15 protein-coding genes are annotated in these 18414 nt (G+C 37.7%); 2 read left to right on the top strand and 13 right to left on the bottom strand.

Annotated features, from left to right (window positions below; genetic code table 11):
• Positions 1 to 57: 57 nt before the first annotated feature.
• The 8 genes from GMB29_RS12270 to GMB29_RS12235 form a co-directional block, all read right to left on the bottom strand.
• Positions 58 to 1290, bottom strand: a complete 1233-nt coding sequence (locus GMB29_RS12270) for a Glu/Leu/Phe/Val family dehydrogenase (RefSeq protein WP_227551741.1) — start codon at positions 1288 to 1290, stop codon at positions 58 to 60.
• Between the two features lie 191 nt (positions 1291 to 1481).
• Positions 1482 to 2456, bottom strand: a complete 975-nt coding sequence (locus GMB29_RS12265; RefSeq protein WP_136353938.1) for an agmatinase family protein — start codon at positions 2454 to 2456, stop codon at positions 1482 to 1484.
• Positions 2457 to 2460: 4 nt separating this feature from the next.
• Entirely contained in the window at positions 2461 to 3717 is a 1257-nt protein-coding gene (hutI, locus tag GMB29_RS12260) for an imidazolonepropionase (protein ID WP_136353936.1), read from the bottom strand.
• Positions 3717 to 5393, bottom strand: a complete 1677-nt coding sequence (hutU, locus tag GMB29_RS12255; RefSeq protein ID WP_136353934.1) for a urocanate hydratase — start codon at positions 5391 to 5393, stop codon at positions 3717 to 3719. The genes hutI and hutU overlap by 1 nt, the downstream gene beginning before the upstream one ends.
• Positions 5394 to 6075: 682 nt before the next feature.
• Positions 6076 to 6783 carry a DNA alkylation repair protein gene (locus GMB29_RS12250; protein ID WP_136354331.1) on the bottom strand — a complete coding sequence of 236 codons (708 nt, stop codon included), beginning with the start codon at positions 6781 to 6783 and terminating at the stop codon, positions 6076 to 6078.
• A 491-nt stretch (positions 6784 to 7274) separates the two neighbouring features.
• Positions 7275 to 7775 carry a DinB family protein gene (locus tag GMB29_RS12245; protein ID WP_136353932.1) on the bottom strand — a complete coding sequence of 167 codons (501 nt, stop codon included), beginning with the start codon at positions 7773 to 7775 and terminating at the stop codon, positions 7275 to 7277.
• A 364-nt stretch (positions 7776 to 8139) separates the two neighbouring features.
• Positions 8140 to 9798 (bottom strand): family 14 glycosylhydrolase, encoded by a 1659-nt coding sequence (locus GMB29_RS12240; RefSeq protein WP_227551676.1) that lies wholly within the window; start codon positions 9796 to 9798, stop codon positions 8140 to 8142.
• A 526-nt stretch (positions 9799 to 10324) separates the two neighbouring features.
• Positions 10325 to 11227, bottom strand: a complete 903-nt coding sequence (locus GMB29_RS12235) for a DMT family transporter (protein WP_136353930.1) — start codon at positions 11225 to 11227, stop codon at positions 10325 to 10327.
• 160 nt (positions 11228 to 11387) lie between these two features.
• On the opposite strand from GMB29_RS12235, the gene GMB29_RS12230 reads away from it, so the two are divergent.
• Positions 11388 to 12764 (top strand): aminotransferase-like domain-containing protein, encoded by a 1377-nt coding sequence (locus GMB29_RS12230; RefSeq protein WP_136353928.1) that lies wholly within the window; start codon positions 11388 to 11390, stop codon positions 12762 to 12764.
• A gap of 503 nt (positions 12765 to 13267) precedes the next feature.
• Here the strand turns inward: GMB29_RS12230 and GMB29_RS27685 are convergent.
• On the bottom strand, positions 13268 to 13399 hold the full coding sequence (locus tag GMB29_RS27685; protein WP_264766602.1) for a hypothetical protein: 132 nt from the start codon (positions 13397 to 13399) through the stop codon (positions 13268 to 13270).
• Between the two features lie 261 nt (positions 13400 to 13660).
• Between GMB29_RS27685 and GMB29_RS12225 the strand changes: the two genes are divergently transcribed.
• Positions 13661 to 14884, top strand: coding sequence for an IS110 family RNA-guided transposase (locus GMB29_RS12225; RefSeq protein ID WP_136359330.1), 1224 nt, complete (start codon positions 13661 to 13663; stop codon positions 14882 to 14884).
• A 296-nt stretch (positions 14885 to 15180) separates the two neighbouring features.
• Here the strand turns inward: GMB29_RS12225 and GMB29_RS12220 are convergent, their stop codons facing one another.
• From GMB29_RS12220 to GMB29_RS12205, 4 genes are all read right to left on the bottom strand, one after another.
• On the bottom strand, positions 15181 to 15513 hold the full coding sequence (locus GMB29_RS12220) for a branched-chain amino acid transporter permease (RefSeq protein ID WP_136359077.1): 333 nt from the start codon (positions 15511 to 15513) through the stop codon (positions 15181 to 15183).
• The gene (gene azlC / locus GMB29_RS12215) at positions 15510 to 16277 is read right to left on the bottom strand and encodes an azaleucine resistance protein AzlC (RefSeq protein WP_136359075.1); all 768 of its coding nucleotides are present in this window, start codon (positions 16275 to 16277) and stop codon (positions 15510 to 15512) included. Before azlC ends, GMB29_RS12220 begins: the two co-directional genes overlap by 4 nt.
• A gap of 12 nt (positions 16278 to 16289) precedes the next feature.
• A complete protein-coding gene (locus tag GMB29_RS12210) occupies positions 16290 to 16763 on the bottom strand; it encodes an Lrp/AsnC family transcriptional regulator (RefSeq protein WP_136359073.1) in 474 nt (157 codons plus the stop codon).
• A 1010-nt stretch (positions 16764 to 17773) separates the two neighbouring features.
• The gene (locus tag GMB29_RS12205; RefSeq protein ID WP_136359071.1) at positions 17774 to 18319 is read right to left on the bottom strand and encodes a cupin domain-containing protein; all 546 of its coding nucleotides are present in this window, start codon (positions 18317 to 18319) and stop codon (positions 17774 to 17776) included.
• Positions 18320 to 18414: the final 95 nt, after the last annotated feature.

Here is an 18414-nt window from a genome sequence, read left to right as displayed (position 1 = left end):
TCCCCCAATTAGTTGATCACGATTAAACTCTTGGTAGCTTGAAAGATGTTTAGCTTTTTAAACCCAGCCCCGATAATGCGAAGCCTCAGCGTGTTTTCTTATTCCGACCATATATGCAGCTAGTCTCATATCAACTTGATGTTTCTGTGACATTTGATAAATATCATCAAAGGAATCGACCATGACTTTTCTTAGTTTAGTAGTAACTTCTTCCTCTGACCAATAATATCCTTGATTATTTTGGACCCATTCAAAATAAGAAACGGTGACACCACCCGCACTTGCAAGGATATCGGGTACAAGTAGAACGCCTCTTCTATCTAGTATTTTTGTTGCTTCAAGTGTTGTTGGTCCGTTTGCTGCCTCTACGACAATTGAAGCCTTTATATGTTCTGCATTTTGTGCTGTAATTTGGTTTGAAATGGCAGCAGGTACTAGAATGTCACATTCTTTTTCGAGTAATTCCTGATTTGTGATGATATCTGAAAATAAATTTGTTACCGTACCAAAGCTATCGCGCCGATCAAGCAAGTACTCAATATCAAGCCCTTCTGGATCATAGAGTGCGCCATGTGCATCTGAGATACCTATCACCTGCGCTCCTGAATCGTGCATAAATTTGGCTAAAAAACTGCCAGCATTGCCAAAACCTTGTACAATGATACGCGCTCCTTGCAGTTTTATTCCTTTTTTCTTTACAGCTTCTTCAATACAAATGGTTACACCGCGGGCTGTTGCTGTTTCACGACCTTGTGATCCTCCTAAAACGACCGGCTTCCCCGTAATAAAACCAGGAGAATCAAACTCGCGAATACGGCTATACTCATCCATCATCCACGCCATTATTTGCGAGTTTGTATAGACATCAGGTGCTGGAATATCTTTTGTCGGCCCAACGATTTGGCTGATCGCCCGAACATATCCGCGGCTTAATCGCTCTAGTTCACCAAACGACATCTTCCTAGGGTCGCAAATGATACCACCCTTTCCGCCGCCATAAGGGAGATTTGTAATTCCGCACTTAAGACTCATCCAGATCGACAACGCTTTTACCTCTGCTTCATTTACTTCTGGATGGAAACGAACTCCCCCTTTTGTTGGGCCTACTGCATCATTATGCTGAGAACGGTAGCCTGTAAAAATCTTAATCGAACCATTATCCATTCTGACCGGGATTCGGACCGTGATCATTCTAAGCGGTTCTTTTAATAGCTCGTACATCTCATCGGTAAAACCTAATTTTTGAACCGCATCTTTTATAATGGATTGAGTTGAGGTTAATAGATCCATTGATTCACTTTGCTTTTGATCTGGGTTTTGAATTTGATTTCGATCTGCAGGAACGGACACTTTCATGGTTTACACTCCTATGTAATAAGTTGTTTTCATCTTTTTACTCTTTATCTGCTAAAAAAATCCCCATAAGGAAAGGGGCCATTCCATGGTAGAAAGCCCCTTTTATTAACAATTACATCATTTTTCTATCTAGTCTGTAACATACATCCCGAAATAAATTGCAGCCATGCATACACACCAGTCTTAACTGTTTCGGCAACTGGCGAATCTTTACTCGGGTCTAAACAAACAAAATCAATATGCTGGACAGCAGGATGCTTGCCGATTTCTAGTAAACTATCAAACAGTTCAATCGCAGTCATACCACCAGGGGTGGATGCCGGTACACCCGGCGCAACCGAAATATCAAGCACATCCATATCAACTGTAACGTAAATGCGATCAACTTTTGCTGACAATTGCTCTAGTGCACGTTGAATCGTATGAATAAGGCCCTGCTTGCGGGCTTGCTTTAAGGTCACCATCTGAATGTTGTGTTCTTTTGCATAGTCAATAAGTGGTTTTGCATTATAATAGCCATGCAAACCAATATTGATGACGTCCTTCCCTTTGACAATATCGCCATCGATTAATTGTCGGATGGGTGTTCCGTTCGCTGGTCCTAATTCTGCCGGATCACGAACATCAAGATGTGTATCAAGCTGCAGGATTCCAATCGTTTCATTTGTAAAAGCTTCTTTGATCCCGCGAACAGCACAGGCTGTTGTTGAATGGTCACCGCCAATCATACACGTTCGTGTGTGTGGATAGCGTCTTGCCAGATAGGCACTCGTCTCCTGAATATGCTGATGTGATAATAGAATATCTGTCGTATGCATAGTCACATCCCCGGCATCTGCAACTTGAAAAGAAGTCAAGTCGACATCTTCATCCAAGTTGAATGTCGCAAATCCCTTCCACATTCGTCGAAATTCTGTAGGATATAATGAAGCTCCTGACACACTGATTGAAGACCTCGAAATCGGTGCTCCGTAAAGAATCATATCAGGAGTGTGTGTGATTTCATTCAATTGTTGAACCCAGTGATGGACATAAGTTGGTTGATTTTCCGTAGAATGATTCCAAGACCATTCCGGCACTTGAAGCCAATGCTCTCTCATCTCATCACACCACCCTTACACCTTTTTTCCAAACGGATTTCACATGGTTGACACCGAATAAATATTGCAATTCCTGATAATTTTTCACTTTCCACAAGACGATATCTGCTTGTTTACCAACTTCGAGCGATCCAACTTGTTTCTCTCGGTTAATGGCACACGCAGCATTGTAGGTTGCAGCAGTTAATGCTTCAGCAGGTGTTAGCCGCATTGAGATACAAGCTAAATTCATGACGAGCGGCATAGAGGTTGTTGGTGATGACCCAGGATTACAGTCAGTTGAAATCGCTACAGCGACACCCTCATCGATCATTTTTCTTCCTGCTGCAGCTTCTTCACGTAAATACAATGCTGTTGCCGGAAGTAAACAAGCGATTGTCCCCGATTTCGCCATCGCCTTAATCCCTTGATCTGATGCTTTCAATAAATGTTCGGCTGAAATAGAACCTACTTTTGCCGCTAATTCTGCCCCTCCATAAGACTCGATTTCATCTGCATGGATTTTTGGAATCAGCCCAAAGCGTTTTCCTGCTTCTAACACTCGTTCTGATTGTTCTGGTGTAAATACACCTTTTTCACAAAAAACATCATTAAATTCTGCTAGTTTTTCCCCCGCTACTACAGGCAGCATGTCATGAATCAAATGATCGACAAACTCATCTTCGCGCCCTTTAAATTCTTTAGGGACGGCATGAGCTCCCATAAAGGTAGGCACGAGATCGATTGGGTGTTGTTCCTGCAGTTTTTTCATGACGCGCAGCTGCTTAAGCTCGGTTTCCAGGTTCATGCCGTAACCGCTTTTCCCTTCTACAGTTGTCACACCATGAGCAAGAAATGAATCGAGTCGGCGCATTGTTTGTACAATCAGTTCTTCCTCTGTTGCTTCTCTTGTCATGCGGGTGGTCGCATGAATCCCTCCACCCGCGTTCATAATATCCATATAGGTCGCACCTTCAAGACGCATTTCAAATTCACGTTCACGGCTCCCCCCGTACACAACATGTGTATGAGGGTCCACGAGTCCTGGAGTAACTAAAAGATTAGATGCATCAACAACTTCTGCTTCATGTGCAAATGACGAAAAGCGTTTTTCAAGCTCTTTCGTTGTCCCTACGGCTTGGATCACACCATCCTCAATCCATACGCTTCCGTCTTCGATCAATCCAAGCTCAGACATAGCTTCTTTAGACCGGGCACCTTTTCCTTCAGATGCTAACGTAGCCAATTGGGCAGCATGTTTAATCCAAATCGTTTTTTTCATTACTGTTCATCTCCCTTATCAAGCATTGGCATGTTGATTCCCTTTTCACGCGCTGTTTTCTTTGCCAGTTCATAGCCTGCATCTGCATGACGAACAACACCCATACCTGGATCAGTCGTAAGAACTCTCTCAAGTCGTGCTTCCGCTTCTTTCGTGCCATCTGCCACAATGACAACACCTGCATGCAAGGAATAGCCCATTCCTACTCCACCGCCGTGGTGAACAGATACCCAAGTTGCCCCGCCAACTGCGTTAACCATTGCATTTAATATTGGCCAGTCTGATACAACATCTGATCCGTCTTTCATTGCTTCTGTTTCCCGATTTGGTGAAGCAACAGAGCCGGAATCTAAGTGGTCACGTCCAATGACAACAGGTGCTTTTAGCTCTCCGCTTGCCACCATGTCATTGATGATTTTTCCGAAACGAGCACGTTCCCCATATCCTAACCAGCAAATGCGGGATGGCAGACCTTGGAACTGAATTTTTTCCTGTGCCATACGGATCCAGTTGCATAAATGTTCATTATCACTGAATTCACGTAAAATGGCTTGATCTGTTTTATAAATATCTTCAGGATCTCCTGATAATGCTACCCAACGGAAAGGTCCTTTTCCTTCACAAAATTGCGGACGGATATAAGCTGGAACAAATCCTGGGAAGTCAAATGCATTTTCAACACCTTCATCTTTTGCAACCTGACGAATGTTGTTTCCGTAGTCAAATGTAATGGCGCCTTTTTCCATCATTTCAAGCATTGCCACAACATGCTTTGCCATCGATGCTTTTGAAAGTTTCACATAATCCTCAGGATTGGAATTTCGTAAAGTCGCTGCTGCTTCAAGTGACATTCCAGAAGGAACATATCCATTTAATGGGTCATGTGCTGATGTTTGATCTGTTAAGACATCAGGAATAAAGTTTCTTGCAATCATTTCAGGAAGCAGATCTGATGCATTTCCTAATAAACCAATTGATAATGCTTTCCCTGCTTTTTTCGCTTCCTCAGCTAACTGAATTGCTTCATCAAGTGTATATGCTTTTACATCTGTATAGCGAGTTTCAATGCGACGGTCAATTCTTGTCTCATCAACATCGATTGCGATACATACCCCGCCATTCATCGTAACGGCAAGAGGCTGTGCTCCACCCATTCCACCTAGACCTGCAGTTACAGTAATCGTGCCTCTTAGCGTATTGTTGAAATGCTGCTTCGCTAGCTCTGCAAATGTTTCATACGTTCCTTGAACAATTCCTTGAGACCCGATATAAATCCAGCTTCCTGCTGTCATTTGTCCATACATCATCAACCCTTTTTTATCGAGTTCATGGAATGTTTCCCAATTAGCAAAAGCAGGGACGATGTTCGAATTCGCAATTAAAACACGTGGTGCATCTGAATGTGTTTTAAAAATGACCACAGGCTTTCCTGATTGCACAAGTAACGTTTCATCATGCTCTAGTTCTTTAAGTGATTTCACTATCGCATCAAACGACTCCCAGTTACGAGCTGCTTTCCCAATGCCACCATATACGACAAGATCTTCTGGTCTCTCTGCAACATCTGGGTCTAAATTATTCATCAACATACGAAGCACTGCTTCTTGCTGCCAGCCCTTTGTATTCAATTCTGTTCCTTCATAACGTTTAATTTTGTTGTTTGTTATCGCTTTCATATTTACCCCTCCTAGTTTTGATACCTTTATTTTAAAACGAAAGTTATCGGTTTTTTGTTATAAAAATAGAATAATTTTATAATTTATATCAATACATTTTATTTTTTTATATTTTTTACAATCTATCTCAATATTGTTTTTAATGTGTAATCAAACTTAAAAGAACTTAGACGAAATTCATATAATAAATGTAATTTTATTTAGAAGGCTGTTTTCGCATAGATTGTAGTTTTTCCACATACTAAAAGGCCGCCGCGAGATTAATCATTATAAAAGCAAAAAAGAGGAAAAAGAGGATTCTCTAACACGTGGAGACGATCAGAAGTTAACTAGCTTTAGAAATTAATGAACTAGAAAACGCTCAGAGCATTTTTACTCTAAGCGTGATAATACAAGTGAACTGGTTACTCTATAAAAGTACCCGTTCGTACTATATGGTCTTATTATAACGGTAGTCGGGGTAGAACGTCGCACCCGTGGGTTTTAATCCCGTTAGCTAAACTGTTCACCCCCTACTTGTATAAATATGTTTCAAGCTGGATGGGACAGATCCCGTTTAACAAGAGATGGGCTCAAACTCCATTAAAGCGACCGATTGCAGAATTGCCTCCTTACTTGTCAGTAACCTTCGAATGATGTATTAAGCTCTCGTTCCAGTTAGGTAGTTACACAATAGACGATACTAACACCTAACATATTTGCGTTTGAAACCAAGCTTCCCTCTATCTATTTCCTTTTGGATATTTTCGGAAGCAAGTAGAATACTGCTTTTTTTCTTGTCTCGCCTGATTTCAACTGGTCCAACTGTCTTTGCGGTTTCAACCGCCTTTTCATGGAGTGGCAAATAGGATATCCCGACTGTGTAAATAAAATTATTCATAGCGGATTTTGTTCGATCTGGGGAATCATGAATCGTATTTTCCACCAGATCAAGCATACTGGCAATCTTGCTGGCGCTAAATTCAGCGTCCGGGCGATTACCCAAAAGCCAGCAGTAACAGCTCCAGCCTGCCGACATTCTAAGTTCTTCACCGCTTGCGATCCATTTATCGGCAACAGCTTGAGCAATATCGGTTTCAGCCAAAGTTACTGCAACCACATAATCTGACAGCATATAAAAATACGCCGCATCTATCCAACGCTCAAAATCCGCCTCAGTCATTGTCGGTGGATCGGCAATGATGCCGGCAAAATACATGGCATCGTAGTTCCCGGTGGCATAAAGCTGCTCTGCTAATGGCTGATTGTTCTTCAGTTTCTTTGCAAGCGGCTTCATTGCTCCTGTAGCCACCCCAAAAAGCGGATCGTGTGCACCATTGCTTATGTAGGTCTTTTTAGTTCGTTCCTTGCCGAGCGCTTCCAGTTCCTCCATTACCATTTCGAGATCCATCATTTTACACTTCCTTCTTTTTATAATCTTACCCACTTCATTGTAACCATCGAGTTTATATTTTTTATCAATCAATACATGAACTTGAGGTAAAAGTAAAAATAGATTGCCATTCCAGAGTAGTTTGATCAAATACATTTTCCCTGTATACCCTTGGTAAAATTATACCAGAACCTTAAAATGGGGTTTTTGAACGAATAAAAAATATTCATTACTGAGAACGACTTTTTGATCTGTATCGGAGCCAGTAAAACAGAAAAGTCATGCCATGTTTACTACTTCTTTTCAAATTTACATTTTCTTAAATTCTTGAACTTCATTCTGTTATCCTTCCCGATGTTTATAAATAAAAAAGAGCTGCATAAACAGCTCAGCGATGTACAACGAAAGCACCCTTAAAGGTAATATTGGATTAGCCTCTATTAAGTGTTTTTACTTAACAAGATATTTTTATAAAAGTTTAGACATAAAGTATTTATCAATAAATTCCTTTAAAAAAGAAAATATACATAATCCGTAGGTACCCCTCGTTCACCTTGTTGATGCAGCATCGCTGTCACATTTCCGCGATGGTAGGTTCCATGATTCACTACATGGTGAATGAGGTCAGCAAGTATGAACTCACTGCGACCATATTGAGGGTGCTCTGTAATGATGATTTGTTCTGGATCCTGCTGCTCTGCAAAAAAGCTGTAAAATTCCTTTGAAAGCGAATCATAGAACACTTCAAGTTCATCTATTGATGCTCCTGATGCTTCTGACTTTCGACGCTCAACTTCTCTAACAGTATCGTGGAAGCTACTCCCTTTCATCGTCTCCAACCAAGTAATGTCTGTTGCATATAGGTGAATCAGCACATCTGAGATCGATGAGAAAACACTATTAACTTTCTCTTTATAAATCCTATCAGGTAGTTGCTTCAAGTGTTGGATCACTTTTTGGTTCGCCCAAACGTGGTAATCGTACATTTTCTTTGCGCGATTATTTTCCATTAGCTCACTCCACTCTGCTTTAGAATTGAAAAAAAGTTTTAGAACGATCAGTAATCATTTAATTTGTTTTCCTTTGATCCACTTACTCCCAAATCTCTATTCTACACTATATTCTTTAAATCCTTTTTTCTGGCCTTTTTTCATCCACTTATTTTTGTTGAAAGCAATAGAATAATAGGAATACTCTTGGGGAATTTACTTTTAAATCCTTGGGTTCTTTTGCTCGCATCCCTTCGAAAACGAGGACTAAGTATATAATGGCAACCGAAACCAGTCTGTAAGAGAATCAAGAATTGTATATAAAATTACATAATGATGTATTATTGGTCCTGCCAAATAGCTAGGGGCCAACCTACTATTTTAATTACCAATGAACCGTATAGTTGCCCTGTGTAGATGGTGTATTCCACACATTATTGCTTCCAGGTTCCCAGTACTTAATATTTCCATTGGCATCAACAATGACTGCCTTGAACTCATAATATCTATTTGCAGCAATGTTACCTGTTCCTCTCCAATCCTTATTCACACTATCCCAAGTTAATTTAATCATTTTTCCACCTGTACTGTTCCACATTCCCATTTCCCATCGGCTTCCTGTTAAGTAAACGGTATCTCCAATGTTAGTAGGAGCATTTTTAACGACAAAATTTATTTTAACAGGATTTAAGATTAATATATCCTTAAATCGATCCATTTCAGCTGTTTTTGTTCCGTATTCATTGACAACATTAGCAAGCCGTAATAAGGTAAACCCACTAAAACCTTCATTAAATAAATGTTGAGCTGTATTTTTATATCTAGATTCACTATAGCTTGCATCAGAGCTAGAAATCGCAAGAGCATTCTCCCCATTGATGACAATGCCCTTTTGTGACGATAAAGTAGATATTTGAGTAACCAAGCTTTTAGGTGCAGAATAATATGGACTTTGGTAAGCTTGAGAATCGTCCATCTCAAGACAAGTAAATGTTAAGGTCATGTTACTTGCTTTAAATTGATCCAGTATTGTTGAATAATTATAATAGCCAGCAGAATACTCAGATACATGTGGCATACTAGGATCATTCATCTTCCAGTGTATTCCTGCAATTTTTGCACCAACCGGTACGCCAAATGTGCTATCAAAGTTTTGATGTGCCTTGCTACTAATCAATGCCAAATGCTTCACCAATATATTTTGGTACCATATCATGAAGTCTTTACCATATTGACTATTATAGGCAGCACCACTTGTGAAGAAATTGTCTCCATCAGTTGGAGGTGAGATTTGAGACCAAGATGATAAAGTTGTTTTCCATGCATTATTTAGACTACTTATCGTTCCATATTTAGACTGCATGGCATTTCTGAAATGAGCTTTGGCTGTTTCTGTATAAGCTTGAAGTTTTCCTCTGCTAGGATAGCTCCAACCATCAGCTCCAACATAAGAAGGATAGCGTAATTCTCCTGCAGGACCTCCACTTACGTATATCTTTTCAATAATATCTTTGTAACCAGCAAAAGTTTGAGCAAAAGAAGCGTATAGTTCATTGTATTGTGTACCAACGACATCACTTGCCCAAGGTGAAAGTGTCTCTTTATTAACATACCCAGTCTCTGATTTGTGTGTTAACCGATCTTCCGTCGAAAGGCTCCAAACCCAATTTGGTAGTGGAATATTACAGTCATCCCCAACATTTCCACCACATTGATGTGTTGAAAGAATCGGGACCCATTTCAAACCTGATTCCCTTACTACTTGTGCATACTGTTTGTAGTAAGTCCAATCAAATTGATTATTCCCTTTTGATTCGACATCCCCCCACCATACATCAGTTGTTAAAGCATAAACACCATTACTTTTTAGAGTTGCAAGTTGCTTTGCAAAATCGTTCCAATTCGTAATTTTTGTTAATGGTGCCATCACATACGTCTTATAATCAGACTTTACATCAGCAGATGCATTCTGAACAAAGAGAATTGAAAAGGACAGTAAAAACACAATCGAACAGATAGTAAACTGCTTAATAAGTCTCTTCAATACATTCCCCCCCCGGATTCTTATTGAGATTTCGTATACCAAACAATGACCGTTCGTATAAAAATTGGTGAAAAATATAAATCTCTATTACTATACAACTTTTATATATACGGAAATTGAAAACGCTTTGATTACTCTGGTTAGCAATTAATATTTTTGTATAAATAATTGAGAAGCTATAGATGAGTGTAAGCAACTAACTATTCTAAAACCTAGACATGTTTCACACCAAATGGTTATATATCTAATCTCATCCTAACTGAACTTTCAATGATAAAAAGCGCTTATCTTTATTCATGGATTACTCCTGATTGTTGAAGAATTTTATTATAGCCTTATTAATTTTTCTGATTAACTATCTTTTAATTTATTCAACTTACTCCAATTTAATGAAGTAAAACTACCCGTTCAATTAAGTAAAATTCTTCACAATCATTTAGTTTTATTATTTAAGCTTATCCTCCCCTTTTATTTCTTTCTATTTCTTTTTGAGCCTTATTAGATACTCACTACATTGTTTGGATCACTAGTTTTTCACTGATACTGCTCCTTTTTTGGAGACGGTAGCATTTTTGCCTAATATAACTGAAAAGACAACAATCACAGCTATTACAAGAGTGAAAAATGTGATGGATTCATCGAGGAAAACTGTTGCAAATAGGATCATCAAAAATGGTTGTAAGTATTGAATCTGGCTTACTCTTGCTATTCCGCCCATAGCCATTCCACTGTACCAAGCAACATATGCTAGAAATTGGCTAACAACTGCGAGATAAATAAAACTAACCCAAGCATGTATTGGAGCATGGAGCATTTCAGTTGTAAGGTTTAACCCAACTGGAATAATAAAAAATGGGGCACCGATCATAATCGCCCAAGCAATTACTTGCCAGCTACCTACTTCTTTCGCTAATTTCCCACCTTCTGCGTAACTAAGTCCAAGTATAACCACTGCTGCTAGTAAAGCTAAATCGGCAAATTGTAATTGACCGAACCCTAGATGAAGGGCATACACAATAACAGCTAAAGAGCCGATTATACTTGAAATCCAGAATTTAACAGACGGAACTTCACCAGCTCTAAACATTGCAAATCCGGCTGTGGCTAATGGTAACAGAGCTAATTCCACAGCTCCATGAGAAACAGGCAAGGATTCCATTGCCCTAGAAGAGAGGAGAGGAAATCCTAAAACTGCACCAAAAGCAACAATAAGCAGACTTTTGAATTGGCGAAGAGTAGGTAGTTTTTCTTTTCGAACAATGAATACAACAGCAACTAAAATTGCGGCAACAACTGTTCTTCCTAAACCGACGACCGTGGTCCCAAAATACTCTACTGCAATACTTGTAGAAGGGAGCGTTAAGCTAAAACAAATAACACCTACCAATCCCAACAATAATCCAAATTTTTCTCTGGTTTCTCCCTGCATCTTATCCTACCTACCTTTTTCCTTAGTATTATATCTGTACCATTTTCTGCTTTTCTTAAAAAACAGTTCTGATATAATTAACATATTAATAGGTACACATAGTAAAAATAAACCATTTTTTCACCCATCTGTACCGGTACAGTTGAAGGAGGATAAATGTATGAGCTCAAAATATATCGAGATAATGGAAGAAATTAAGCTTCAGCTAGCAGAAGGATCGCTTATTGCAGGAAGTAAACTCCCTTCTGTTCGTCAGCTATCTGAGCATTTTTCATGTAGCAAAAATACAGTTATTAAAGCATACGAAGAATTAGAAAAAGAGCATTTAATTTATTCTGTTCCTAAAAGTGGCTACTTTGTTGTGAATGAATTTCAAAATGCTACGAATGAAAATAATGTGATTGATTTCTTGTCTGCTGGTCCAGATAAAAACATTATGCCTTATGTTGAATTTCAACATTGTATGAATCAAGCAATTGAACTATATAAAGAAGAGCTTTTTACATACTCTGATCAACAAGGGCTTTACTCATTACGAGTACAGTTAGTGAAATATTTGCAGAATCTACAGGTGTTTACTCAACCGGAAAGACTAGTCGTTGTTTCCGGATCACAGCAAGCCCTTAATTTATTAGTGTCTATGCCGTTTCCAAATGGAAAAAACAATATTCTAATTGAGCAGCCTACTTATTTCGGATTCATTGAGTCCATTAATCTACAACAAGCTACTACTTTTGGAATTGAGTTATCGATGGAAGGCATAAATCTTGAACGTCTGGAATACATTTTTCGAAATAATGATATAAAATTTTTCTATATGATCCCGAGATTTCACAATCCACTTGGACATTGTTATTCGAATGGCGAAAAGAAAAAAATCGTTGAGTTAGCCGAAAAATACGATGTATATATAGTGGAAGATGATTTTTTAGGAGACCTTGACCCAAATGCAAAATCAGATCCTTTATTTTCTTTTGATCCTTCCGGGAGAGTGATTTATATTAAAAGCTTTTCGAAAATTTTCCTCCCAGGGTTAAGGATTGCTACTGTCGTTCTTCCGAAGATAATGGTTAACAATTTTTTGCGATATAAATTTAGTTCAGATTTTAATAGTTCAGCACTTTCTCAAGGTGCACTAGAAATCTATTTAAAAAGTGGTATGTTTAATAGCCATCTAAAAAAAATAAAAGAAGTATACCGAATGAAAATGAAAATCCTTCAAGAAGCATGTGAATTATTGCTACCGATGGATACTCATTTTTCTAAACCAACTTCAGGATTCTATCTATCCATCAGTTTGCCCGAGAATGTGACTGCAAAGCAGGTCGTTCATATGCTAAACGAGCAGCATATATTTGTTGATGATGCCTCTAGAATGTTTTTGCCAGAATATAAAAAGGAAAATCTCCTTCGATTATGCATCTCTCAAGTGAACGAGAGTCAAATTAAACTAGGGGTAGAGCGATTGGCTCATTGTATTACTTTCATTAATAGTAGAAAAAATCATATTACTCCAAATAACGTTTACCTCTTTTAGTATGGGTGAGTTTATATAGAGGGTAGCATCAGGATTATGCGGATTTCCATCGCTAAAAATAATAGGCTCAAAACGGTTGTTTATGTCACTTAGAATTTGAGCAATCATTTGAGACATATTTCCTCTCACCGAATCTACAAACTTTTAAATAAAACGAAACCCTCTCAAGAACGATGATTTTTGAGAGGGTTCTTTACTTACTATTTATTTGAAGTATTGAAAACTACTTTGTTAGTACCTTATTGAACTTCCCCTATTTATTTGAATAAGAAAAAAAGCGTTAATCCTCTGGATCAACCCCCTGTTTGATTAAGTGCAACACTTTGAAGGTATTCTTTTTATACTTTCTGTACAAACAATACTTCCAACAACTCCAACTAAGACGCTAGATGTTATGATTTTTAAAGCATAATATATGCCTGTACCAGTAATACAATCTAGTATTATAAACTTTTTAATTGTTGAACCTCTAATTGAACAGAAAAAAACTTGATTTTGGCCTTTTATTGCCGATCACACCCTTTTTGTTTTCCTAAAGATATGATTGAACTTGGTTGTCTTATTCCAGTCACCTGCACTGTTTGTTGAATAAGAAAAAAGGCTGCCACAACAGCACCACTCTTTAACTCAAGCACCCTTTAGCCGCCCATGCAGCGCAAAAATCAGCGCTGCACCACAGAGAATGAAAATGGTCTAGAACCGTCAATACTGATTCTACGGCTGGGAGAGGAAGGTCGATAAACTATGGTGCGTTAGAGCCCACCCTTTAGTCTGACTCCTTCGACCACGGTGCACCACTGACTGTTGCTCCCTTGCGGAAGCACTCATAGTAGATTAATCCCTGTTCTGGTTGTTGCACCAGCCTCCACTAATATGTCGTAGAGAGGAAAATTAAAATGGATGTAATCATTGAACGAGCATGTGGGATGGACGTTCATAAAGACTCTATCACCGCATGTATTCTTACACCAGAAGGAAAGGAGATTCAAACTTTTTCAACGAAAACCGTGTTTTTGTTAAAACTATTAGACTGGATTAAGGAACACAATTGTTCTCATGTTGCCATGGAAAGCACCAGCGTATACTGGAAGCCAATTGTGAATTTACTAGAAAGTGAGGGAATTGAATTTTTAGTAGTCAATGCACAACACATTAAAGCTGTTCCTGGACGGAAAACTGATGTAAATGATGCTGAGTGGATTGCGAAGCTTCTTCGTCATGGATTAATAAAAGCTAGCTATATTCCCAATCGAGATCAAAGAGAATTACGAGAATTAGTTCGATACCGTAGAAGTATCATTCAAGAACGGGCGAGACAACAAAATCGAATCCAAAAAGTGTTAGAAGGTGCTAACATTAAACTGGGTTCAGTTGTGTCACAAATTAAGGGTGTTTCCGCTATGGAGATGCTTCGTGCGATTGCTGATGGAGAAGATGATCCCGTAAAGCTCGCAAGCTTCGCTCGCAGAACATTGAAAAAGAAAAAAGAGGAACTAGAGTTAGCATTACGAGGCTACATTAGCCCTCATCAGCGAATGATGCTTAAAACAATTATCACTCACATTGATTTTCTTACAGATCAAATCGAGAAGCTTGATAATGAAATTGCAGAAAGAATGAGTTCTTATCAAGATGACGTTGAACGTTTAGATTCAATTCCAGGTGTCGCTACCCGTATGGCAGAACAGATTCTAGCTGAGATTGGAACTGATGTTAAAAATCAATTTCCAAGCGCTGCTCATATGTGTTCTTGGGCAGGGTTAGTTCCAGGACAAAACGAAAGTGCTGGTAAAAGAAAATCTTCCAAAACTAAGAAAGGGAATAAATATTTAAAATCAGCCTTACAAGAAGCAGCTCACTCAGTAAGAGGATCTAAAAACTACCTTGGGGCATTGTATCGACGTACAGCTGCCCGCAAGGGTACAAAACGCGCTGCTATTGTTGTCTCTCATGCCATATTGCGAATATGTTACTATCTTTTAACACGAAAAGAAATGTATGTAGACTTAGGTGAAGACTACTTTGATAAACAAAGAGCACAATCAATTGTACGTCATTCGCTTCGACGACTTGAAAGCTTAGGCTACACCGTTTCGCTGACAGAAACAGAAGCATCCTGATCCAGTCTAAAGATTAGCTTTTTAATTGCCTATGAATCAGGCGCTCTCCTTTTTTTAAAAATGAATGAGCTGCGTCTTCTTTAGTATTGCCTTCTTTTCTTCCTTACATAATTTAATTTTCATAGTAGTTTAATAACATTATTTTATATTCCAATATTACTTTTTCCTTTCTGATACATATCCCTCGACTGTTTTGTTGACATCTTTTAATGATTAAGTGTTCTGACTAAAATGCTGTTAGTTCTTTATGTGTAAATCACTTATCTTACCTAACACTGGCATTATCGCAATGTAATTTAAAAAAGCATTTGAACCAATAACATGTAGACTATCGTACCTCCAGCTATTGAAAGAAGCATGTTTTTCTTCCAAAAATGAAGAAGTACAACTGCCGCCACTCCTAAAAATTCAGGGACACCTTGACTTACAGATAGTAAGCTCACATCCTTAAAACAATAAATGACCAAAAGTCCAATTACCGCTGACGGTAACACTTTCCCGAGATATTGAACATATTTCGGTGTGGGTTTACCTGATGGGAAAACGATAAATGGAAGAAACCTTGTAAGCATTGTGCCTAAAACCACCATAGCAATTGTAATAATATGCTGCGTTAAACTCATTGTCATGCTTCGTTCACCTCAAACTTTTCTAATGGCTTTCTAAGTAAGGTAAGTATCCCAAATATTGCAATCATAGCTGGAATAATAAAATTGGTTCCACCAAAAATGATAAGACTTATAGTTGAAAGTCCAAGACCTAAAACAGCACTGTGGTGCTTTTTCTCTTTCATCCATTGTTCAATGAAAATGACGACAAAAAGAGCAGTCATAACAAACTCGAGTCCTTCAGTGTTAAATTTAACGTAAGAACCAAAAATGCCCCCAATTGCTGACCCTATGACCCAATAGGAGTGATTCAACAAAGTCACAAAGAACATAAACCAGCCCTTGTCAACATTTTTTGGAATATTAACGGTACTATTAATCGCAAAAGATTCATCACAAAGCCCATAAATCATGTAGAGTTTTTTCTTCCCAATACCCTTGTACTTATCCAGCATGGAAATGCCGTAAAACAAATGTCGTGCATTTACCATTAAAGTTAGAATTAGAGCATTTATCGGATTAAAAGTCATAAGCAACAAATTCGCTGCCACAAACTCCATTGAGCCTGCAAATATTAAAAGACTCATCAAAATCGGGTAAATTGCACCAAAGCCCAATGAATTCATAAAGATTCCATAAGCAATTCCCAAAAAAACAAATCCTGCAAAAATCGGCACTGTATTTGGGAAAGCCGTACAAAATGCAATCCATATTTGATTTCTTTTGTTCATATGATTGTATATTCTAAGAGAATTTAAATTTAACGATTCTTTGTTTTCATTCAAATTAGTAACCTCCTAAACTTCGTCAATTGGCACACTGACAGTTCTTTTTTCTGTACTCATAACCATGCTAGTATCAACCCTGCTAATTGCAGAATTTTGCATTAGTGAATCAATAATAAAGTTCCGATAACTCTCCATATCCTTTGCTACAATCTTAAGCAAAAAATCATGACTTCCTGTAAGTGTGTAGCACTCTTGAACCTGAGGATACCTATCTATATCCTCTAAAAATGAATGAATTGTTTCCCTGTTAAAAGGTGTTAAGTTAATAAGAGCTAATGCTGTAACTTCAATTCCCAGTTTGTTCTCATCGACAATAGTAGTAAATTTTTTGATAATACCTGTTTCTACTAGATTTTTTGTTCTTGTAAGGCATGCCGATGGTGAAAGCCCAATTTTTTTTGACAAATTTAGATTTGATATTGAAGCATCTTCCTGCAATTCTCTTAATATCGCCTTATCATAATCGTCAAGAATAAACGTCATTTTGCAGCCCCTCCTAAAATTAAATTATATTCCGCACAATACGTATAATAAAGAATTATATGCCATTATACAACTAAAAAGTGAATTTAATTTATTTCAATTAAAAATAAAGAGAATTTTATTTACTTTTGATTTAAATAATTTACTTACCAATTGAACAACGCTACTACAAGTATTAATCTAATACCGTCTTTCAAAAAAGAGATAGTCGGGGTAAACAAAAACCCCCACCATTGTTGGTGGGGATAGTAACTGTATGGATATTTAACTATTCTGCCCCGTAATTTGAAGAAGTTTCCCCCTTTTTTTTACCCAAGATACATAATTTTATTTTTCTCTTTTTTCACTCAAATAACTATCTTTGCTGTTAAATGTTCTGGTTGGTTATACGCTAACTGAATTTCAGCAAAAAGTTCGTCAATAATCTCTTCAAGATTCCCCAATGTTAGTGTTTTGGAAGACTTTTTGTTCTTGCAATTTCATAATTCTTATATGAACTATCGAAACCATTTATTGTCTCTTCCCCAACAGCATTTATTTCAAATTCTACTATCATTTGACCTTCATATTCCATACCTCCTTATATAGTTAGAACTCTCCAATAACTTATCTTTTCCGTCCATACTTCTTTAACTATTCTTCCCAGTTAGCTGAATAAGAACTTCAACAAAAAAGTGCATTGATCCTTCTTGGATCAACGCACCCTTTCGTTAAGTATATTATTTTACAATCTTTCTTGTGTCATAAGAACTCAATATCATACAGTTGTCATCAATCCTTACTTCTGCCATACATTCCTGAATAATTTCCTCTTTTCTTATTGAATCTTCGATTGGACAATTATTAAATTCTTGCACAAGTTTATGTGCTCGGATATTTTTCATCCTTAGTTCATCGTACCTCGTTCGTAATAAACTTTCTCTTTACCCTCCATCTCTAATCCCCTTTCTGTTCAGGTACTATACAATACCACAGTTTCTACAAGTAACCTGTGAGCGTTTGTTAAATACTTAAAAAGCTGACGGAGTCACCGAAAAAAGTATTGCAGCATGTTCATTAAAATTATTTTCCCATTTATGCTTCATTTGTGTTGGTATTTTTACACTGTCGCCAGGTTCCAATATGTATTCTTCATCATCTAAAAACACTTTAATTTTCCCCTCTAATACAAAAGCAACTTCTTCTCCTTTATGCTCCAACTGTTTCTCAGATGAAGCAGTGTTCGGTGGAAAATTCATAATGGCTGTTGCCAGGTTTCCAGTAAAATCTGGTGAAACTAGCTCATAGGATAAGTTTTCAATGATCATTTTCTTTCGGTGACTAGACCTAACAACTAAATCAACCGTGTTTGTTTCTTCAATGAAAAAACTAAATGTAGGAACGTCTAGGGATTTCGCTAAAACTTTAAGAGTCTGAATAGAAGGGTTTGCTAAGCCACGTTCTATTTGGCTCAACATTGAAGGCGTTATTTCAGCTAACTTTGCTAATTCTCTAATGCTTAAGTCTTTAGCTTTTCTATATTTTCCAACCTTCTTACCAATATCTATATTTTCCATTACTATGCTCTCCTTGATCATTAATCGTTAATTATAATTTAACATTTTTAAATAATACTTAACAATCAAAATTGTCTATGTTAAACTGTGTTTAA

The organism is Metabacillus sediminilitoris (assembly GCF_009720625.1).
In the GTDB taxonomy this organism is placed as follows: domain Bacteria; phylum Bacillota; class Bacilli; order Bacillales; family Bacillaceae; genus Metabacillus; species Metabacillus sediminilitoris.
This window is presented reverse-complemented; position numbering and strand designations above follow the sequence as displayed.

Excerpts from the sequence above, each read along its gene's own strand:
- hutU (WP_136353934.1), bottom strand. The coding sequence starts at position 5,393 with ATGAAAGCGATAACAAACAACAAAATTAAACGTTATGAAGGAACAGAA.
- hutI (WP_136353936.1), bottom strand. The coding sequence starts at position 3,717 with ATGAAAAAAACGATTTGGATTAAACATGCTGCCCAATTGGCTACGTTA.
- GMB29_RS12230 (WP_136353928.1), top strand. The coding sequence starts at position 11,388 with ATGAGCTCAAAATATATCGAGATAATGGAAGAAATTAAGCTTCAGCTA.
- GMB29_RS12235 (WP_136353930.1), bottom strand. The coding sequence starts at position 11,227 with ATGCAGGGAGAAACCAGAGAAAAATTTGGATTATTGTTGGGATTGGTA.
- GMB29_RS12245 (WP_136353932.1), bottom strand. The coding sequence starts at position 7,775 with ATGGAAAATAATCGCGCAAAGAAAATGTACGATTACCACGTTTGGGCG.
- GMB29_RS12220 (WP_136359077.1), bottom strand. The coding sequence starts at position 15,513 with ATGACAATGAGTTTAACGCAGCATATTATTACAATTGCTATGGTGGTT.
- GMB29_RS12210 (WP_136359073.1), bottom strand. The coding sequence starts at position 16,763 with ATGACGTTTATTCTTGACGATTATGATAAGGCGATATTAAGAGAATTG.
- GMB29_RS12205 (WP_136359071.1), bottom strand. The coding sequence starts at position 18,319 with ATGGAAAATATAGATATTGGTAAGAAGGTTGGAAAATATAGAAAAGCT.
- GMB29_RS12225 (WP_136359330.1), top strand. The coding sequence starts at position 13,661 with ATGGATGTAATCATTGAACGAGCATGTGGGATGGACGTTCATAAAGAC.
- GMB29_RS12265 (WP_136353938.1), bottom strand. The coding sequence starts at position 2,456 with ATGAGAGAGCATTGGCTTCAAGTGCCGGAATGGTCTTGGAATCATTCT.
- GMB29_RS12270 (WP_227551741.1), bottom strand. The coding sequence starts at position 1,290 with ATGGATCTATTAACCTCAACTCAATCCATTATAAAAGATGCGGTTCAA.
- GMB29_RS12250 (WP_136354331.1), bottom strand. The coding sequence starts at position 6,783 with ATGGATCTCGAAATGGTAATGGAGGAACTGGAAGCGCTCGGCAAGGAA.